Source organism: Variovorax paradoxus (assembly GCF_030811855.1).
Taxonomy (GTDB): Bacteria; Pseudomonadota; Gammaproteobacteria; order Burkholderiales; family Burkholderiaceae_C; genus Variovorax; species Variovorax paradoxus_L.
Map to the genome: position 1 here is coordinate 232,893 of NZ_JAUSRN010000003.1, position 17,705 is coordinate 250,597.

The 17,705-nt window shown below is 65.2% G+C and carries 17 protein-coding genes and 3 tRNA genes; 7 read left to right on the forward strand and 13 right to left on the reverse strand.

What is annotated here, in order from left to right; translation table 11 throughout:
* Window positions 1–5: 5 nt before the first annotated feature.
* Together J2X92_RS09030 and J2X92_RS09035 are read right to left on the reverse strand one after the other, a co-directional pair.
* Entirely contained in the window at window positions 6–881 is an 876-nt protein-coding gene (locus J2X92_RS09030; protein ID WP_307575064.1) for an ABC transporter permease, read from the reverse strand.
* On the reverse strand, window positions 878–1,828 hold the full coding sequence (locus J2X92_RS09035) for an ABC transporter permease (protein ID WP_307575066.1): 951 nt from the start codon (window positions 1,826–1,828) through the stop codon (window positions 878–880). The genes J2X92_RS09030 and J2X92_RS09035 overlap by 4 nt, the downstream gene beginning before the upstream one ends.
* Window positions 1,829–1,890: 62 nt before the next feature.
* On the opposite strand from J2X92_RS09035, the gene J2X92_RS09040 reads away from it, so the two are divergent.
* Complete coding sequence (locus J2X92_RS09040) at window positions 1,891–2,205, forward strand: YfhL family 4Fe-4S dicluster ferredoxin (RefSeq protein ID WP_307575068.1); 315 nt, start codon at window positions 1,891–1,893, stop codon at window positions 2,203–2,205.
* Here J2X92_RS09040 and J2X92_RS09045 read toward each other — a convergent pair.
* The 8 genes from J2X92_RS09045 to J2X92_RS09080 form a co-directional block, all read right to left on the reverse strand.
* Window positions 2,191–2,694: a hypothetical protein gene (locus J2X92_RS09045; protein ID WP_307575070.1), complete on the reverse strand. Its 504-nt coding sequence runs from the start codon at window positions 2,692–2,694 to the stop codon at window positions 2,191–2,193. The genes J2X92_RS09040 and J2X92_RS09045 overlap by 15 nt on opposite strands.
* Window positions 2,695–2,745: 51 nt before the next feature.
* Window positions 2,746–3,378, reverse strand: coding sequence for an aminoacyl-tRNA hydrolase (gene pth, locus J2X92_RS09050; protein WP_307575071.1), 633 nt, complete (start codon window positions 3,376–3,378; stop codon window positions 2,746–2,748).
* 74 nt (window positions 3,379–3,452) lie between these two features.
* Window positions 3,453–4,124, reverse strand: a complete 672-nt coding sequence (locus tag J2X92_RS09055; RefSeq protein WP_307575072.1) for a 50S ribosomal protein L25/general stress protein Ctc — start codon at window positions 4,122–4,124, stop codon at window positions 3,453–3,455.
* 97 nt (window positions 4,125–4,221) lie between these two features.
* Window positions 4,222–5,193, reverse strand: a complete 972-nt coding sequence (locus J2X92_RS09060; protein ID WP_093016557.1) for a ribose-phosphate pyrophosphokinase — start codon at window positions 5,191–5,193, stop codon at window positions 4,222–4,224.
* 202 nt (window positions 5,194–5,395) lie between these two features.
* Window positions 5,396–5,472, reverse strand: a tRNA-Gln gene (locus tag J2X92_RS09065).
* A 67-nt stretch (window positions 5,473–5,539) separates the two neighbouring features.
* Window positions 5,540–6,430, reverse strand: coding sequence for a 4-(cytidine 5'-diphospho)-2-C-methyl-D-erythritol kinase (ispE, locus tag J2X92_RS09070; RefSeq protein WP_307575074.1), 891 nt, complete (start codon window positions 6,428–6,430; stop codon window positions 5,540–5,542).
* Window positions 6,427–6,939, reverse strand: coding sequence for a lipoprotein insertase outer membrane protein LolB (locus tag J2X92_RS09075; protein WP_307575075.1), 513 nt, complete (start codon window positions 6,937–6,939; stop codon window positions 6,427–6,429). The genes ispE and J2X92_RS09075 overlap by 4 nt, the downstream gene beginning before the upstream one ends.
* Window positions 6,940–6,944: 5 nt before the next feature.
* The gene (locus tag J2X92_RS09080; protein WP_307575076.1) at window positions 6,945–8,798 is read right to left on the reverse strand and encodes a tetratricopeptide repeat protein; all 1,854 of its coding nucleotides are present in this window, start codon (window positions 8,796–8,798) and stop codon (window positions 6,945–6,947) included.
* Window positions 8,799–8,870: 72 nt separating this feature from the next.
* On the opposite strand from J2X92_RS09080, the gene mutM reads away from it, so the two are divergent.
* From mutM to mutY, 3 genes are all read left to right on the forward strand, one after another.
* Entirely contained in the window at window positions 8,871–9,683 is an 813-nt protein-coding gene (gene mutM, locus J2X92_RS09085) for a bifunctional DNA-formamidopyrimidine glycosylase/DNA-(apurinic or apyrimidinic site) lyase (RefSeq protein WP_307575077.1), read from the forward strand.
* Between the two features lie 89 nt (window positions 9,684–9,772).
* Window positions 9,773–11,737 carry a dynamin family protein gene (locus J2X92_RS09090; RefSeq protein ID WP_307575078.1) on the forward strand — a complete coding sequence of 655 codons (1,965 nt, stop codon included), beginning with the start codon at window positions 9,773–9,775 and terminating at the stop codon, window positions 11,735–11,737.
* Window positions 11,738–11,747: 10 nt separating this feature from the next.
* Window positions 11,748–12,815: an A/G-specific adenine glycosylase gene (gene mutY, locus J2X92_RS09095; RefSeq protein ID WP_307575292.1), complete on the forward strand. Its 1,068-nt coding sequence runs from the start codon at window positions 11,748–11,750 to the stop codon at window positions 12,813–12,815.
* 112 nt (window positions 12,816–12,927) lie between these two features.
* Here the strand turns inward: mutY and rapZ are convergent, their stop codons facing one another.
* Genes rapZ through J2X92_RS09110 form a run of 3 tightly spaced genes read right to left on the reverse strand, consistent with a single transcriptional unit; the run spans window position 12,928 to window position 16,395 of the window.
* Window positions 12,928–13,803, reverse strand: coding sequence for an RNase adapter RapZ (gene rapZ, locus J2X92_RS09100; protein WP_307575079.1), 876 nt, complete (start codon window positions 13,801–13,803; stop codon window positions 12,928–12,930).
* Window positions 13,803–15,482, reverse strand: coding sequence for a DNA repair protein RecN (gene recN / locus J2X92_RS09105; protein WP_307575080.1), 1,680 nt, complete (start codon window positions 15,480–15,482; stop codon window positions 13,803–13,805). The genes rapZ and recN overlap by 1 nt, the downstream gene beginning before the upstream one ends.
* A 1-nt stretch (window position 15,483) precedes the next feature.
* Window positions 15,484–16,395, reverse strand: coding sequence for an NAD kinase (locus J2X92_RS09110; RefSeq protein WP_307575082.1), 912 nt, complete (start codon window positions 16,393–16,395; stop codon window positions 15,484–15,486).
* Window positions 16,396–16,423: 28 nt separating this feature from the next.
* Between J2X92_RS09110 and hrcA the strand changes: the two genes are divergently transcribed.
* From hrcA to J2X92_RS09125, 3 genes are all read left to right on the forward strand, one after another.
* Window positions 16,424–17,431 (forward strand): heat-inducible transcriptional repressor HrcA, encoded by a 1,008-nt coding sequence (gene hrcA / locus J2X92_RS09115; RefSeq protein ID WP_307575084.1) that lies wholly within the window; start codon window positions 16,424–16,426, stop codon window positions 17,429–17,431.
* Between the two features lie 32 nt (window positions 17,432–17,463).
* Window positions 17,464–17,540: transfer RNA gene (locus J2X92_RS09120), tRNA-Ile, on the forward strand.
* A 63-nt stretch (window positions 17,541–17,603) separates the two neighbouring features.
* Window positions 17,604–17,680: transfer RNA gene (locus tag J2X92_RS09125), tRNA-Arg, on the forward strand.
* The last annotated feature ends 25 nt before the right edge of the window (window positions 17,681–17,705 follow it).

The window sequence follows — 17,705 nt, forward strand, 5'->3', positions numbered from 1 at the left end:
ATCGCTTATCGGGCGCGCGCAAGGCGCGGGTCGAGCAGGTCGCGCAGCCCGTCGCCGAGCAGGTTGAGGCCCAGCACCGCCATCGCGATGGCCATGCCGGGAAACACCGCGAGCAGCGGCGACTGGAACATCATCGTCTGCGCCTCGCTGAGCATCCGGCCCCACGAGGGCTGCGGCGGCTGCGTGCCCAGTCCGAGGTAGGAGAGGGCGGCCTCGGCCAGGATGGCAATCGCGAAGCGGATGGTGATCTGCACGATCAGCACGGCCGAGATGTTGGGCAGCACGTGCTGCATCGTGATGGCGAACGAGCCCTTGCCGCAGGCGCGCGCGGCGGCCACGTATTCGCGCGACCAGATGGCGTTGGCTGACGCCCGCGTGATTCGCGCAAACGTCGGGATGTTGTAGATGCCGATCGCGATGATCGCGTTGACGATGCCGGCGCCGAACACGGCCGTCATCATGATGGCCGACAGAATGGCCGGGAAGGCGAGCGAAAAGTCGGTGAGCCGCATGATCGCTTCCTCGACCCAGCCGCGGCGCGCCGCGGCAAGCAGGCCCAGCGCCGTGCCGACGACAAGGCCGATGCCCACCGCGATCACGCCCACCAGGATGGATGCGCGCGCGCCCACCAGCAGCAGCGAGGCGACGTCGCGCCCGTAGGTGTCGGTGCCCAACCAATGAGAGCCCGACGGCGGCTTGAGCTTGCTGGCCATGTCCATCTCGTAGGGCGACCAGGGTGTCCACACCAGCGAAACGAAGGCGGCCAGTAGAAGGAGCAGCGTCAGCGCGCCGCCGAGCACGAAGCTGCGGTGCCGTAGCGCTCGGCGCCAGAAGCCCGGCACCTTGAGCGCCGCTGCGCTCGAAACGGTCATCGCCGTCATATGTCGCTTGCCTTGATGCGCGGGTCGATCACGGCGTAGAGCACGTCGACCACGAAGTTCACGATGACCACCAGCGCCGCGAGCAGCATCACGCAATTGCGCACCACGATCAGGTCGCGGTTGCTGATGGCTTGGAAGATCAGCCGGCCGAGGCCCGGCAGGTAGAACACGTTTTCCACCACGATGGTGCCGGCCAGCAGTTCGGAAAACTGCATGCCCATGACCGTGACCACTGGAATCATCGCGTTGCGCAGCACGTGGGTCCAAAGCACCGCACGCTGCGAAACGCCCTTGGCGCGCGCGGTGCGAACGAAGTCTTCCCGCATCACTTCGAGCACCGCCGAGCGCGTGATGCGCGCGAGGATCGCGGCCTGCACCACCGCCAGCGACAGGGCCGGCAGCAGCAGTGACTTGATGCCCGCGAAGATGCCTTCGCTCCAGCCCTCGAAGCCGCCGGCCGAGAACCACTGCAGCTGAACCGAGAACACCAGGATCAGCAGAATGGCGAACCAGAAATTGGGAATGGCGATGCCCACCTGCGTGAGGCCCATCAGGCCCACGTCGCCGAGCTTGTTGTGGCGCGCGGCGGCAGTCACGCCCACCAACAGCGCGAGCACCGTGGTCAAGGCCATCGCGAGCAGCGCGAGCGGTACGGTGAGCGCGAGCCGCTCCAGGATCAGGTCGAGCACCGGCGAGCTGTAGGCGTAGCTGTCGCCCAGGTTGCCCGTCAAAAGGCCGGCAATCCAGTGCCAATAGCGGGTGCAGGCGGGCTGGTCGAGGCCGAGCTTGGTGGCGAGGGCGGCCACCGCCTCAGGCGCTGCGTCGGGCCCCATGAGCATCTGCGCGGCATTGCCGGGCAGGATCTCCAGGACGAGGAAGACTATGACCGAAGCGCCGATCAACGTGGCGATCAGCGTGGTGAGGCGCTTGAGAATGAACAGGCTCATAGGGCGGGGCGCAGCATAACCCGACTCCTGCAACAAGCGTGCCTTGTTCGCGATAATCGGGTATGGCCCTCATGATCACCGACGAATGCATCAACTGCGATGTCTGCGAGCCCGAGTGCCCGAACGATGCAATCTACATGGGCGCGGAGTTCTACGAGATCGACCCGCACAAGTGCACCGAATGCGTCGGCCACTTCGACGAGCCGCAGTGCGTGCAGGTGTGCCCCGTCGCGTGCATTCCGATCCATCCGGAGCACGTGGAAAGCCGCGAGACGCTGTGGCAGAAGTTCGAGCGGCTCGCCGCGGCCAAGGCCGCCGCGGCTGCCGCTGCTTCAGAGCCGCAGCCGCGGACCGAGACGCCCTCAGCTGGCGCTTGAGTCGGACGAGGGTTTCCGCTTTTTCTTCTTGCTGCCCTCGACCGGGGCAGATGCCTGTTTTCCATCGGCCGAGCCGCTGAAGCGCGCGCTCGACTTGTGCGGCTCGGCGCCGAGTTTTTGCGCCCGTGCCCGCGCCAGCTGCTCGGAGGACGCGAGCCGGCGCTCGATGATGGCGGCTTGCCGTGCCTCATGGGCCGACCTTCGGCTGCGCTCGTAGGTTTCTTTTTCCTGGGACAGCCGAATGCGCTCCAGCTGGTCGGCGCGCGTTTCGGCCCTGTGCGTTCCGGCCTCCGAGGCACGGCGGTCTGCATCTGTGCGCGCGTCGTCGACTTTCACCGGTCTTCCGCCCTCGCAGGGACGGTCAGTGTAGCTGTTGCCGCATCGGTAGGCTTCGGCCTTTCCTTGCGCAGCGGCGGACAGGCAGAAAGCACCAGAGGCTATCAAAAAGATAGCACTGGCTGTTTTTCCGGCGGTCGATTTTCTTTTCATTTCTTTTTCTCTCCCTTTTCTCTCGCTCTCCCGCGCACTGGGGCCGGCTGACTAGGGGGCGGCGGGCGCGCCTCCATCGCCGGGCTCTCGCCGCGGCGGTTTGGGCCGGGGCGGTTTGCTCGTGTGAATGATCAGGGTGGCTTTTTCCATCTCGCCCGCCACCAGTGCGGGTGCCGCGTGCAGGGTGCGCGCAATGGCGTCTTCGATGGCTTCGCGCTGCTCCTTCAGCGGCTTCTTGAGCACCCAGTTGATGACCTCCGACTTCACGCCAGGATGGCCGATGCCCAAGCGCAGGCGCCAGTAGTCGCCGGTGCCCAGCTGTGCGTGGATGTCGCGCAGGCCGTTGTGGCCGGCATGGCTCCCGCCGAATTTGAGCTTGGCCTGGCCGGGCACCACGTCGAGCTCGTCGTGCACCACGAGGATTTCTTCGGGCGCAATCTTGAAGAACCGTGCAAGCGCGCCCACCGATTTTCCCGACAGGTTCATGAAGGTCTGCGGCTCCAGGAGCCAAACGCTTTGCCCGTTGATGTTCGCGCGTGCCGCGAGGCCGTGATAGCTGCGCTCGGGCGCGAGATTGAGTTTCCAGTCGCGCGCCAGGGCGTCGATCCACCAGAAGCCTGCGTTGTGCCGGGTGGCTTCGTATTCAGGACCCGGGTTACCGAGGCCGACAAACAACTTGATCATGAGGGGAATTATCTCGCCGGCCCCAAAGCAAAAGGCCCGCACGAGGCGGGCCTTTTGCAGGGACGCGAAGGAAATTACTTCTTCGCGGCGGGCTTTGCGGTCTTGGCGGCAGGCTTGCCGTTGGCAGCCGGTGCGGCGCCTTCGGCTGGTGCGGCGCCTTCAGCGGCAGCTGCCGGCTCTTCGGCGACCAGCGGCGGCACGGCCGACACGACGACCGGGTTCAGCTTGCCGTGGCTCACGAACTTCACGCCCTTGGGCAGCTTGATGTCGTTGACGTGCAGCGTGGCGTTCTTCTTCAGGCCGGAGAGATCGATCTCGATGAACTCGGGCAGGTCGGTCGGCAGGCAGCTGATTTCGAGCTCGGTCATCACGTGGTTCACGAGATTGTGGTCGAGCTTGACGGCGTCGGACTCTTCTTCACCCTTGAAGTGGAGCGGCACCTTCATGTGCAGGCGGGTCTTGGCGTCGACGCGTTGGAAGTCGATGTGTTGCACCAGCTGACGGAACGGGTGGTACTGCACGTCGCGCAGCAAAACCTTGCTGGTGGCGCCGCCGAGTTCCATTTCGAGGATCGACGAGTGGAAGGCTTCCTTCTTGAGGGCGTGCCACAGCGCGTTGTGATCGAGCTCGATCAGCTGGGGCTGGCCTTCACCACCGTAGACGATACCGGGCGTCTTGCCCGAGATGCGGAGACGGCGGCTCGCACCCGTGCCCTGCTTTGCGCGCTCAAAAGCGACGAATTTCATAACAACTCCTGTGAGAGTCCACCGCGACCAGTGCGACTCCGGTTCAACAAGGGCGCCGTTCCGTAAAAAAGGAAGGTGGCGCCCGCTTTTTGCTCGGTCAGAACAGGTTGTCCTGGTCCGAGAACAAACTCATCACCGACTCGCCCTTGGCAATGCGCTGGATCGTTTCGGCGATCAGCGGTGCCACGGAGAGTTGGCGGACCTTCCCGCACGCCAAGGCGCCGTCGGAAAGGGGAATGGTGTTGGTCACGACCACTTCGTCGAGCGCGGAGTGGGTGATGCGCTCGATGGCCGGGCCAGAGAAGATCGGGTGCGTGCAATAAGCGTAGACGCTCTTGGCGCCGCGCTCCTTGAGCACCTCGGCCGCTTTGACCAGCGTGCCGGCGGTGTCGATCATGTCGTCCATGATCACGCAGTTGCGGCCGTCGATCTCGCCGATCACGTTCATGACCTCGCTCACGTTGGCCTTCGGGCGGCGCTTGTCGATGATGGCGAGGTCGCAGTTGAGTTGCTTGGCCAGCGCGCGTGCACGCACCACGCCGCCAACGTCGGGCGAAACCACGATCAGGTCTTCGTAGTTCTTCTGGCGCAGGTCGCCCAAGAGCACCGGCGACGCGTAGATGTTGTCGACCGGAATGTCGAAGAAGCCCTGGATCTGGTCGGCGTGAAGGTCCATGGTGAGCACGCGCTCGACGCCCACGGTTTCCAGCAGGTTGGCCACCACCTTGGCCGAGATCGGCACGCGGCTCGAGCGCGGGCGGCGGTCCTGGCGGGCATAGCCGTAATAGGGAATCACCGCGCTGATCCGCTCGGCCGATGCGCGCTTGAGCGCGTCGACCATGATCAGCAGTTCCATCAGGTTCTCGTTGGTCGGTGCGCAGGTCGACTGCACCACGAACACGTCGCGCGCCCGCACGTTCTGGTTGATCTCGACGGTGACTTCACCGTCGGAGAAGCGACCCACGCGTGCGGCACCCAGCGAGGTGCCGAGGTTGTGCGCGATTTCCGCGGCCAGGCCAGGATTGGCGTTACCGGTGAAAACCATGAAATCAGGGTGATTAGCCTGCATGAGCGCGTCCCGGCAGTGCGAATTGGCTTTTAGGAAGCCGCCAAAGAGTTTGAGTCGTGGCGACCCAGGGGCCGCCAATTATTGCAGCGGGTGGGCTGCAAAAGAAGCACTGCGGCCGGTGGGCCGCAGTTTGAAGCGCTGCGGCGGTTAAACCGCAGCCTGAAGAGCGCTGCGGCGGGTGAGACCGCAGCCTGAAAAGATTTGGCAGGGGAGAAAGGATTCGAACCTTTGCATGCTGGAATCAAAATCCAGTGCCTTAACCAACTTGGCGACTCCCCTACACGGGTCGATGGTTTTCACCATCAACCGTTATATGTCGCATCGGACCTTAACGATCCGATCATCTTCAGGTCGCCCATCCCCAAAGTGGATGAACGGCCAAATTGCTGCATTGACGAACCTGCCAGCCCGCTGGGGCTTTGGCCAGTTCCGCTTTTTGCGGCCCTTGCGGCATTTTCGCGAATACCGAACTTCCGGAGCCGGTCATCCGGGCTTTCAGTCCTTGGGCGCCGAGCCATTCGATGGCGTCGGAGACCGCGGGGCAAAGCCGCTCTGCAACCGGCTGCAGGTCGTTGTGGCCGAAGTCGAAAACCTTGAAAGCGCTGCTTTCTGGGTCTTGGGCTTCAAGCTGTTCGCTATCTGCAGCAAAGCCCGAGATTATAGCAACAGGAGTTGCGCGTTGAAGCTCCGGCGCAGAAAAAATTAGCCGGGTGTCGAGTCCCTCGGGTGGCTTGACCACCACGAACCTTGCAGAAGGGATGTCCACAGGGGTGATTTTTTCGCCGATTCCCTCAACCCACGCGTTGCGCCCGCCGAGGAAAAACGGCACGTCGGCGCCCAGTTTCACGCCAATTTCGCCCAGCCGGCTCAGGGGCAAGTCCAGCTTCCACAGCCGGTTGAGAGCCAAAAGGCAGGTCGCGGCATCGGAAGAACCGCCGCCCATGCCGGCCTGCGCCGGCACCTGCTTGGCAATGCCGATGTGGGCACCCTGGCCGGGCGCCGCATGCGCCTGAAGCGCGCGCGCCGCACGCAGGACCAGATCGTCGGGCGGCAGTTCGGTCGTCAGGTCTTCGCGGCTGAGCTGGCCGTCGTGGCGCAATTCGACGTGGAGCGTGTCGCACCAGTCGATCAGCATGAAGACCGATTGCAGCAGGTGGTAGCCGTCTTCGCGCCGGCCGGCGATGTGCAAGAAGAGGTTGAGCTTGGCCGGTGCGGGAAGGTCGTAGATCGCCTTCATGACCGTTCGAACACGATGCGCAGGTCCGCCGTGGGGCTCGGAGCTTCGCGGGTGGCCTGCAGGCGGCCGTTCGCGATTTGCCCAAGGTCGGGACGCCAGCCGGGCACACGGTCGTCGCGGCCCGCAAGCCAGCCGAAGAGCGCGCCCACGGGGATCGCGGCGCCGGTGGCAGCTTCGATCAGCGCATCGACGGATTCGTAGCGCCGAGTCTCGCTGCCATTCTTGAGCAGGGCTTCGCCCGGTGACCAGTGCAATTGGGCCAGCGTGCTGCCGATCGGGCTCGTGAGCGAGAGTTCGCCCGATTCGGGGGAGCCGCGCAATTCGAACAAGGCAGAGAAGGTTTGCACAGGCTGGCTGTCGATACGCAGCGACATGCGGCCGCTCCATGCGTCCGTGCCTTGGGGCCGCGTGCCGCTCGGGATCTGCGCGCAGCCGGCCGCGAGCAGCATTGCTGCAACGCCCGCCGCCAGCATGCTCCGGCGGCCACCATTGAGCCTGGGAGAAAGCATCGCCGTCACGGCTTGACCCGCAAGCGCTTGAGCGTCTCCTGCAGGGTCTCGTTTTCAGCGTCGCTCAACAAGGCTTCCTTCCAGATGACGACCGCGCGGTCCTTTTGGCCGGTGGCCCAGAGCACTTCGCCAAAGTGCGCGCCAATTTCCGGATCGGGCCGGGTCTTGTAGGCGGCTTCGAGGATGCGGATGGCTTCGGTCGTGTTGCCCAACCGGAATTCCACCCAACCCAGGCTGTCGGCAATGAACGGATCTTCGGGCGCCAGCTGCACCGCTTTCTGGATCAGCGTGCGCGCCTCGTCGAGCCGGATTTTGCGATCGGCGAAAGAGTAGCCGAGCGCGTTGTAGGCGTTCTGGTTCTCAGGCTTGAGCTCGATCAGCCGGCGCAGCAACCGCTCCATTTCATCGAGGCGATTCAGCTTTTCGGCCACCATGGCCTGGTCGTAGACCAGGTCGCTGTCATTGGGAGCAGCTGCTGAAGCTTGGGCCAGCATGTCGTAGGCCGCCTGGAATTGCTTGGCATCGCGCAGCAGCTGCACTTCGGCCAGGAATTTCTGCTTCTTGTCCTCCGCTGTGCGCTCGGGCAGGCCGCGCACGAGTTCGCGTGCTTGGGGCAGCTTGCCCTGCCGCGCCAGCAGGCCCGCGCGGCGCGTTTGCGCAACTACCAGTTCGTCGGTGCTATCGACGCGTGCAAGCCAGCGCTCCGCGGCCGTGAAGTCCTTGCGGCGTTCGGCCAACTGCGACAGAACGAGGTAGGCCTGTGTGGTGCCGCGCTGGCGATCTTCCGCATCTTTCTGGTTGGCCGCCAGATCGACATAGCGCTTGAGCGACGTTTCGGCCGCCGCGTCCTGCCGGGCCTGAGCCTGGAGGCTGCCGAGCAGCAGCCAGGGTTCGGCCAATTCGGGCCTGGCCGTGGTGAGTGCCTGCAATTGCGCTGTGGAATCGGCGTAGCGGCGGTTCTCGACCAGCACGCGCGCATAGGCAATGCGCAGGTCCGGCGAGGCCTTGGGGTTGTTGGCCAGATGGCGCGTGACGATTGGTTCCGCGAGCGGCTGGCCCGGGTCGATCATCTCGAGCGCCAGCGCGGCCGGGGCGTCTGAGGCGGGGTCGAGCTGCTGGCCCTTGAACGCGGCATCCAGTGCGCCGGAGGTGTCGCCGGCATTCAGGCGCAAGCGCCCGACCGTCGCCCAGGCCAGTCCGCCGGTGGTGGGGCTCTTGAGTTCGTCGACCAGCGCCTGCTCGACCACCGACGCAGCCAGTTTCTTGTCGGAGGCGCGCGAATAGTTGCGCGCGATCACCGCCATCAGCATCGGCCGCTCGATCTGCGGCGTGGCCGCGATTTCGGCTCGCAGCGGCTCGACGGTTTCACTGATTCGGTTGAGTGCAATCAGGATCTGGAGCTCGATGCGGCGTGCATCGCGCGAGTTGGGCAGCGTTTCCTGCCATGCCCGCGCGGCCGCAAGCGCTGCGTCGCCGGAGCGCGATTGAAGGGCGATTTCGACAGCGCGCTGAAACAGCTTGCCGTCGCGCAACCGTCGGGCCGCGTCGAGCACCAGCGCGTAGCCCGATCCGGGGTCGCCCGCGCGCGTGGTCATCTCGCCCATCAGGATTTCGTAGAACAGCTCCGCGGTCAGGGCCGAGGGCTGCGCGATGGGTTCGCTGGCAAGCTTTGCATCGGTCGGCTTCGCGGCGGCGGGCGTCGGCGCGGGCCTTGTCCCCCGGGGTGAGGTCGGCCGCTCGATGATGGGTGCCGGACTCTTGGGCGAGGCAGGGTCGGAGGTTTGCGCTTGAACGGCACAAGCCAACAAGACGAGAGACGCGGCCGCCGCAAGGCGGTGTCGGCGGAGCGATGGAATCATCGAACCATAATAATCCAAGCTTTTGAGCCAGCATTACGTGGGGCTTCGTAGCAGCCCGGAGTTTTCAATTTCATGCCTGAGCTTCCAGAAGTCGAAGTGACGCGGCGCGGTTTTGCCGAACGCATCGCTGGTGCACGCATCGATGTGGTTCGCATCGGCAAGCCCCTGCGTTGGGCACTCATGGTCGCGCCCGAGGCGCTGGCCGGACGGCGGGTGCTGCAGGTGCGCCGGCGCGGCAAATACCTGCTGATCGACCTGGACCGCGGCCTGCTGCTGCTGCACCTGGGCATGTCGGGAAGCCTGCGCTTCGACGGGGCGCTTCCCGCACCCGGGGTTCACGACCACTTCGACCTGGTCACCGACCGCGGCACGCTGCGGCTCAACGATCCGCGCCGCTTCGGTGCCGTGGTCTACGTGGAGGACGAGGCGGCGCCGTGGGCCATCAAGCTGCTCGGCGGCCTCGGCATGGAGCCACTGGGCGAAGAGTTCGACCTGGATGCGTTTCATGCTGGCCTTCGCAAGCGCCGGACGGCAGTCAAGCAGGTGCTGCTCGCCGGCGACGTGGTGGTGGGCGTCGGCAACATCTATGCGTCCGAGGCGCTGTTCCAGGCCGGCATTCGCCCGACGCTGTCGGCCGCGCGCATCAGCCGGCCGCGCGCTGCCAAGCTCCATGCGGCAGTGCGCGAAATATTGGCCAGGGCAGTGGAAAAGGGCGGCAGCACGCTGCGCGACTTCTCCAATGTCGACGGGCAGAACGGCTACTTTCAGCTCGAAGCGACGGTTTATGGCCGGGCCGGCGAGCCTTGTCGGGTCTGCGCAACGCCAATCCGGCAGCTGCGCCAGGGCCAGCGCTCGACTTACTATTGCCCGAATTGTCAAAAATAGTGTTTCAGCACCCGCGTTCGAATATCCTGCAAACGGTTGCCCCACAGCTTGCGATGCTATATTTGTAAACTGTTTCTTACATATTCCCTTTGAGCCGCTCTTTCAATCAACAACTCGATCAGCACGGTGCCTGGCGAAGCAATTTTGCGCATCGCCTCCAGTGGCTGACCCGCTGGCTGACCGAAAACGAGCTGCTCGACCAGGCCGTGGCCGAGCGCCTGCGCGGCCTGGAGCTGCAGATTCGCAACAGCAAGGTCATGGTGGCCTTCGTGGCCGAGTTCTCGCGCGGCAAGTCGGAGCTGATCAACGCGATCTTCTTTGCGGGCTATGGGCGGCGCATCATGCCGGCCAGCGCAGGGCGCACGACGATGTGCCCGACCGAACTGGGCTATGACGCCGCGCAGGCGCCCAAGCTGCGCCTGCTGCCGATCGAAACCCGCCTGGAACCCCATTCGCTCACGCACTGGCGCGAAAAACCAACGCGCTGGACCGAGATCGCGATCGACATGGACAACGCCGAGCAGCTCGCGCAGGCCATGGGCAAGGTGGCCGAAGTGCGCTGGGTCAGCAAGGACGAAGCGCACGGGCTGGGCTTCTGGAACGAAGAGACGCCGGACGACAACCCGGTGCAGGACGCCGAAGGCCGGGTCGAGATTCCGCGCTGGCGTCATGCGATTTTGAACATGCCGCATCCCTTGCTGGAGCAGGGGCTGGTGATTCTCGACACCCCGGGTCTGAACGCGATTGGCGCCGAACCCGAACTCACGGTGAGCCTGATCCCGCAGGCGCATGCGGTGGTCTTCATCCTGGGCGCCGAGACCGGCGTCACGCGATCCGACTTGTCCATCTGGCGCGAGCACCTGGTCACAGAAAGCGAAGGCAGCGACACGCGCTTCGTGGTGCTCAACAAGATCGACACCATGTGGGATTCGCTCAGCACGCCCGCACAGATCGACCTGCAGATCGAGCGCCAGCGTGAAGTGGCGGCCAGGTTTCTCGAGGTACCGCTCGTGCAGGTGCTGCCGGTGTCGGCGCAGAAGGGCCTGCAAGCCAAGATCCAGCGCGACGCGCGGCTGCTCGACGCCAGCCGCCTGCCGGCGCTCGAGACGCTGCTCGCCGACGGCGTGCTCGGCAAGCGCGAAACGATGCTGCGGCTTGCCGTTGATGCCGGCATGGTGGCGTTGCGGGCCGAAGCCGAGCGCATTCTCAAGGTGCGCCAGCGCGACCTGTCGGAGCAGGCGCTGGAGCTGCAGGGCCTGCGCGGCAAGAACATCTCGGTCATTCGCCACATGCGTGGGCGCATCGACCAGGAACAGACCGAGTTCGAGGGCAGCAACACGCGCATCCTGGCCCTGCGCTCGGTGCAGGGCAAGCTGCTGCGCGAGGTGTATGCCGTGCTCGGCCGCACCGCCCTCAAGGCTGACATGGTGCGGCTTTCGGGCGCGCTCAAGCGCCCGGGCATCAAGCTCAACGTGCGCAAGGTATACGGCGAGACTTTCGACGCGCTGCGCAACAACCTGCGTGAAGTGCAAGCGACCACGGCCGAAATCCAGTCGATGCTGCACGCCACGTTCCGCCAGCTGAACGCAGAGCAGGGCTTTAACTTGCAAGCACCCGCCGAGCCGGACCTGAGCAGCTTCGAACAGGAGCTGAGCCAGATCGAACGCAGCCATATTCACTATCTGGGCGTCGGCAATCTGCTGAAGCTGGCGCAAGCGGACTTCTGCGACAAGCTCGTGCGTGCGCTTGCGAGCCGCCTGCGGCTGGTCAACGAAGCGGCAATGACCGAGGTGGAGCGCTGGAGCAAGGGCGCCAGTGCGCAGATCGATGCTCAACTGAAGGAGCGCCGCCGCAACTTCACCAAGCGCATCGAGGCGATCGAGCGCATCCAGAATGCGGCCGGCAACCTCGACGAACGCCTGCTCGAACTTTCCGTGCAGGAGAGCAGCCTGGCCGAGTTGCATGTGCGGCTGCAGGAATTCACTTCGATGATCACGCAACAGGGAAGGCCGGCCGCCGCGGCCGCCGCCATCGGCGAACTGCGTGCGGCCTGAACCTACGGTGTTGTCCGCCGCGGCCAGCCAACTGCAATCATCCACCGAGTTCTCCGAGCAGATCGTGGCGTGGCAGCGCAGCCATGGCCGCAGCGAACTGCCGTGGCAGAACACGCGAGATCCCTACCGCGTGTGGCTTTCGGAAGTCATGCTCCAGCAGACCCAGGTCTCGACGGTGCTCGGGTACTTCGCACGCTTTCTCGAACGCTTTCCGAACGTGTCGGCACTGGCTGCGGGCACCGAGGACGAGGTGTTCGGACTCTGGAGCGGCCTGGGCTACTACAGCCGCGCGCGCAACATGCACCGCTGTGCACAGGAGGTGGTGGCGCGCTTCGGCGGCGAGTTCCCGCGCACGGCCGCCGAGCTCACGACTTTGCCCGGCATCGGCCGCTCCACCGCCGCGGCGATCGCGGCCTTCTGCTTTGGTGAGCGGGTCGCGATTCTCGACGGCAACGTCAAGCGCGTGCTGACCCGCATCCTCGGCTTTGGCGGCGACATGTCCTCGTCCGCTCAGGAACGCGCGCTGTGGGATCAGGCCACGGAACTGCTACCGCCCGCCGAGCAGAAAGAAGCCATCGCGAGCTACACGCAAGGAGTGATGGACCTGGGCGCCACGGTCTGCCTGCCGCGCAAGCCGAGCTGCATGATCTGCCCGGTGAACCCCAGCTGCGTCGCACTGACGGAAGGGCAGCCCGAGCGCTACCCGGTCAAGACCCGCAAGCTGAAGCGCAGCGCCCAGTCGCTCTGGGCCTTGTTGGCGCGCGATGCACAAGGCCGTGTCTGGCTGGAGAAGCGCCCCGCAAAAGGCATCTGGGCCGGGCTCTATTGCCTGCCAGTCTTCGATTCCCGCGAAGACTTGCTCGCCGCGCTGCCGCCCGCCGAGCAGGACCATACGCAAGACCTGCCACCCTTCGTGCACGTGCTGACCCACAAGGACCTGCATCTTCACCCGGTGCTGCTTCTCAACGGCGGGCAGCCGCAGGGCGATGCCGCGCGCTGGGTAGATGCACAAGAGTGGAGCCGCCTGGGACTGCCAGCGCCCATGCGCAAGCTGCTTCTAGAAAGCAGCGCAAGTTAGCGCTCTGGCTCCTTCGTGGAACACCGAGGAACCGGCTTTGCCGGGCCTCTGGTGTTGCCCCCGGTAGGGGGAGGGAGAAGCGACACGAAGTGCGCGCAGCCTGGGGGCGAGCCTATACGGCGTCGAGCTCGCGGTGCCGCTTGAGGGCGCCCCAACGAGTTCCGAAAGCGCGCGCCAACTGTTCGACCAGGAACACCGAGCGGTGCTGGCCGCCCGTGCAGCCGATGGCCACGGTTACGTAGCTGCGATGGTCCCGGGCCAGCGCATCGAGCCAGCGCGAAAGAAATTGCTCGATGTCGTCGTACATGCGCGCCACGTCTTCATGTTCGCGCAGCCATTCGACTACCGGCGCATCTCGGCCCGTGAGCGGCCGCAGCGTGGCCACGTAATGCGGGTTGGGCAGCATGCGCACGTCGAAAACGAAGTCGGCGTCCAGCGGCACGCCGCGCTTGAAGGCGAACGATTCGAACACCAGCGTCAACGGACTCTGCGGCGCAGAGATCAGCGCCTTGATGTAGCTCTGCAGCTGGGCGGGGCGGATGAGGCTGGTGTCGATCACGTCGGCGCCGTCGCGCAAGTCGGCCAGCAATTCGCGTTCGAGTTCGATGGCCTGAACCAGCGCGCGCTCCTGCTCGGGAGCATCGGTGCGGCCCTCCTGGCGCGACAGCGGATGGCGCCGTCGGGTTTCCGAATAGCGCCGCAGCAGTGCGTCTGTGGTCGCGTCGAGAAAAAGCGATCGCAGCGAGACACCGTCCTGCCGTAGGGCATCGAGCTGCTGCGGAACGATGGGCAGCGACACACCGCTGCGCACGTCCATCGCAATGGCGACCCGCGTGGCCTGCTGTTCGTGCTGAAGGGCTATGAACGGCGTCAGCAGCTCGGGCGGCAGGTTGTCGACGCAGTAGTACCCGGCGTCTTCCAGCGCATGCAGTGCGACCGACTTGCCCGAGCCCGACATGCCGGTGATGAGCACCAGGTCGAGGTCCATCACAGCGCTGCCGAAGTCTTGTGGCCCAGCATTTCGCGGGCATGCGCCAGCGAAGTCTGCGAAACCTTCTCGCCGCCGAGCATGCGGGCAATTTCGCGCGCGCGGTTGTCGTCGTCGAGCCGTGCGACGCCGCTTTCGGTGCGCGGGCCGTCCTGGCCGGCTGCGGTCGTCTGGCGCTTGGCCACCACCAGATGGTGATCGGCGCAGGCCGCCACTTGCGGCAGATGGGTCACCGCCAAAACCTGGCGGTCGCGCCCCAACTGCTTCATGAGGCGTCCCACGGTCTCGGCCACGGCACCGCCGACGCCGGCATCGACCTCGTCGAAGATCAACGTCTGCGCGGCGCCAAGCTGGCTCGTGGTGACTGCAATGGCCAGGGCAATGCGGGAGAGCTCGCCGCCCGAAGCCACTTTGCCGATGGGACGCGGCGTGCTGCCGGGATGGCCGCTCACCAGAAAAGCGATCTCTTCAAGACCGGCTCGGCTTGGCTGCGCCAGCGGCTGCAGTTCGACCTCGAACCGGCCGCCCTGCATGCCCAGGCCCTGCATGGCCTGCGTGACCGCCTGGGCGAGGCGCGGGGCCGCCTGCTTACGCGATTTGCCGAGCGCCTTGGCTTCTTTCATGTAGGCCTGCTGCGCGCTTTGTTCGGCGCGTTCGAGCCCTTCGAGATCGCTTTGCGCATCGAGAGCCTTCAGCTCGGCCTGCCAGCCTGCCAGCAGCGCGGGCAGGTCGCCTGGCGTACGTTTGTAGCGGCGTGCCAGGGACATCCACAGACCCATGCGCTCGTCGAGCTCGGCCAGGCGCTGCGGGTCGGCTTCGGCGTCGCGCAGGTATCCGTGCAATGAATGTGCGGCGTCGGAGGCTTGCGCCACGCTGGAGGCCAGCACCTCGCCAAGCGCGCGGAATTCGGGCTCGATGTGTTCGCAGTTCTGTAGCAGGGTGACCGCGCGCGAGAGCGCTGCGAGGGCACCGTTGTCGTCGTCCTCAAGCGCCTGGCTGGCGCCTTGCGCCGCGTCGATCAGCGCCTGTGCGTTGGAGACGCGGGCATGGTTGGTCGAGAGCTCTTCCCACTCGCCTTCGGCGGGGGCCAGCTTCATCACCTCGGCAATCTGCCATTGCAGCCGCTCGCGCTCGCGTTGCAGCGAATCTTGCGCCGAGCGCGCGTGATCCAGCGCGGAGAGGGCCTGGCGCCAGCCTTGCCAAGCCGCATCGAGTGCATCGGTGCGCACACCGGCGTAGGCATCGAGCAGGCCGCGCACGGCCTCGGGGCGCGTCAGGCTTTGCCATGCATGCTGCCCGTGAATGTCGAGCAGGCGGTCGCCAAGCTCCCGCAACTGCGTGGCCGTGGCCGGGCTGCCGTTGATCCAGCCGCGGCTGCGGCCCTGCAGGTCGACGGTGCGCCGCAGCAGCAGGGCATCACCAGATTCGAATCCGCCTTCGTCGAGCCAGGCTGCAAAGGCCGGATCGGCGTCGAACTCGGCGCTCACGTCGAGCCGCTCGGCACCCTCGCGCACCGCGCCCGCGTCGGCACGGTTGCCGAGCGCCAGCTGAAGCGCATCGATCAAGATAGATTTGCCTGCGCCGGTTTCGCCGGTCAACACCGTGAAGCCGGTGGACAGATCCAGTTCGAGTGATCGCACGATCACGAAGTCGCGCAGTGCGATGCGTCGCAGCGCCATCTCAGGAGCCCCCTTCGTTCCAATGAAGTTTCTTGCGCAGCGTGTCGAAATAGCTCCAGCCGCGCGGGTGCAGAAAGCGCACCCGGAAGTCGGAGCGCCGCACCACCACGCGATCGCCGATGGCGAGGGACGCCAGCGACTGCATGTCGAAATTGGCGCTGGCGTCGCGTCCGGCCACCAGTTCGATCACGATCTCGTCGGCATCGGGCAGCAGCACCGGGCGGTTCGAGAGCGTGTGCGGTGCAATGGGCACCAGCACCCAGCCCGGCACGGCGGGATGCAGCAGCGGCCCGCCGGCCGACAGCGCGTAGGCCGTCGAGCCCGTGGGCGAGGCGATGATCAGGCCGTCGGCGCGCTGGTTGGCCACGAAATGCCGGCCGACCGATACCCGCAGTTCCACCATGCCCGACGTGGCGCCGCGGTTCACCACCACGTCGTTCATCGCCAGCGCATCGAAAACCGATGCGCCATCGCGCATGACCTGCGCATGCATGAGGCTGCGGTGGTCTTCCTCGTACTCGCCGGCCAGCATCGGGATCAGCGTGGCCTGGTAGTTGTCGAGCGGAATGTCGGTGATGAAGCCGAGCCGGCCGCGGTTGATGCCGATCAGCGGAATGCCGTAGCACGCCAGCTGGCGGCCAATGCCGAGCATGGTGCCGTCACCCCCAACCACCAGGCCAAGATCGCAGCGCTGGCCGATCTCCTCGACGCTGAGCGCTTCGTAGCGGCCGCCGACAATCGCGTCCGCATCGGCTTCGCCGGCAGCCGATTTTTCGACGAACACGTGGCACCCTTGAGATTCCAGAAAGGCGCCGATATCTTCCATGACGCCGTCGCGCGCGTCTGCCTGCGCCCGGGCGCCTGAAGCCTGGTATTTGCCGATCAGAGCGACGTGACGAAAGCGGGAAGTCATGTACAAATTACAACACTAAAATCTTCCAATGCTGGACGACCGTGCCAAGTTGCTCCTCAAGACGCTGGTTGAGCGTTACATCGCCGAAGGCCAGCCGGTCGGGTCGCGGACTTTGTCGCGCGCGCCCGGTCTTGACCTGTCCCCCGCGACCATCCGCAACGTGATGTCCGACCTCGAGTCGCTGGGGCTGATTGCGAGCCCGCACACCTCGGCCGGACGCATTCCCACAGCTCGCGGCTACCGGCTTTTCGTCGACACCATGCTCACCGCCCAGCGCGAGCAGATGAGCGCACCGAGCCTCGCGCCTGACCAGCCGCAGAAGGTGATTGCGAACGCGGCCAACTTGCTGTCCAACCTGTCGCAGTTCGTCGGCGTCGTTATGGCACCGCGGCGTGCCTCGGTGTTCAAGCAGATCGAATTCCTGAAGCTTTCCGACCAGCGGTTGCTGGTGATCATCGTCTCGCCCGATGGCGACGTGCAGAACCGGGTGATCTTTCCGGAGGCCGACTATTCGCAGTCGCAGTTGGTGGAAGCATCCAACTACATCAATGCCCACTACGCCGGCCTGACCATCGAGCAGGTGCGCGATCGGCTCCAGTCCGAAGTCGAAAAACTCCGCGGCGAGATTGCCGCGCTGATGCAGGCAGCGGTCAACGTCAGCTCCGAGGTGCTCACCGAGGCGCAAGAAGACGACGTCGTGATCTCCGGCGAGCGCAACCTGCTGTCCGTGACCGACTTTTCGAGCGACATGGGGCAGCTGCGCCGAGCCTTCGAACTGTTCGAGCAAAAGGCGCAACTGATGCGGCTGCTCGACGTGTCGAGCAAGGCCGAAGGCGTGCGCATCTTCATCGGCGGCGAAAGCCAGGTGGTGCCGTTCGAGGAGCTTTCCATCGTCAGCGCCAACTACGAGGTCGACGGGCAGGTGGTGGGCACCCTGGGCGTCATCGGGCCCACGCGCATGCCCTACGAACGCATGATCCAGATCGTCGACATCACTTCGCGGCTGGTCAGCAATGCGCTGAGCCACCGCAAGTAGGCGGCGCCGCGAATAGAATCATGGCCTCTCGTGGGCCGTTAGCTCAGTTGGTTAGAGCAGCGGACTCATAATCCGTTGGTCGATGGTTCAAGCCCATCACGGCCTACCACTTGGCATTCATTTCTCTCTTGGCTCGCCGAGGGCAAAAATGGATGCTATAATCGATAGCTGTGCGGCTGTAGCTCAGTTGGATAGAGTACTTGGCTACGAACCAAGGGGTCGTGGGTTCAATTCCTGCCAGCCGCACCACTCTTTGAATGGCCTAGAAGGTTTC

What these genes read in the sequence shown, in the direction of transcription:
- hrcA (WP_307575084.1), top strand. Translation starts at nt 16,424, where the DNA reads ATGCTGGACGACCGTGCCAAGTTGCTCCTCAAGACGCTGGTTGAGCGT.
- J2X92_RS09060 (WP_093016557.1), bottom strand. Translation starts at nt 5,193, where the DNA reads ATGCAGGCTAATCACCCTGATTTCATGGTTTTCACCGGTAACGCCAAT.
- J2X92_RS09075 (WP_307575075.1), bottom strand. Translation starts at nt 6,939, where the DNA reads ATGCTTTCTCCCAGGCTCAATGGTGGCCGCCGGAGCATGCTGGCGGCG.
- J2X92_RS09030 (WP_307575064.1), bottom strand. Translation starts at nt 881, where the DNA reads ATGACGGCGATGACCGTTTCGAGCGCAGCGGCGCTCAAGGTGCCGGGC.
- rapZ (WP_307575079.1), bottom strand. Translation starts at nt 13,803, where the DNA reads ATGGACCTCGACCTGGTGCTCATCACCGGCATGTCGGGCTCGGGCAAG.
- recN (WP_307575080.1), bottom strand. Translation starts at nt 15,482, where the DNA reads ATGGCGCTGCGACGCATCGCACTGCGCGACTTCGTGATCGTGCGATCA.
- pth (WP_307575071.1), bottom strand. Translation starts at nt 3,378, where the DNA reads ATGATCAAGTTGTTTGTCGGCCTCGGTAACCCGGGTCCTGAATACGAA.
- ispE (WP_307575074.1), bottom strand. Translation starts at nt 6,430, where the DNA reads ATGAAGGCGATCTACGACCTTCCCGCACCGGCCAAGCTCAACCTCTTC.
- J2X92_RS09055 (WP_307575072.1), bottom strand. Translation starts at nt 4,124, where the DNA reads ATGAAATTCGTCGCTTTTGAGCGCGCAAAGCAGGGCACGGGTGCGAGC.
- mutM (WP_307575077.1), top strand. Translation starts at nt 8,871, where the DNA reads ATGCCTGAGCTTCCAGAAGTCGAAGTGACGCGGCGCGGTTTTGCCGAA.
- J2X92_RS09080 (WP_307575076.1), bottom strand. Translation starts at nt 8,798, where the DNA reads ATGATTCCATCGCTCCGCCGACACCGCCTTGCGGCGGCCGCGTCTCTC.
- J2X92_RS09110 (WP_307575082.1), bottom strand. Translation starts at nt 16,395, where the DNA reads ATGACTTCCCGCTTTCGTCACGTCGCTCTGATCGGCAAATACCAGGCT.
- J2X92_RS09035 (WP_307575066.1), bottom strand. Translation starts at nt 1,828, where the DNA reads ATGAGCCTGTTCATTCTCAAGCGCCTCACCACGCTGATCGCCACGTTG.
- J2X92_RS09045 (WP_307575070.1), bottom strand. Translation starts at nt 2,694, where the DNA reads ATGAAAAGAAAATCGACCGCCGGAAAAACAGCCAGTGCTATCTTTTTG.
- J2X92_RS09040 (WP_307575068.1), top strand. Translation starts at nt 1,891, where the DNA reads ATGGCCCTCATGATCACCGACGAATGCATCAACTGCGATGTCTGCGAG.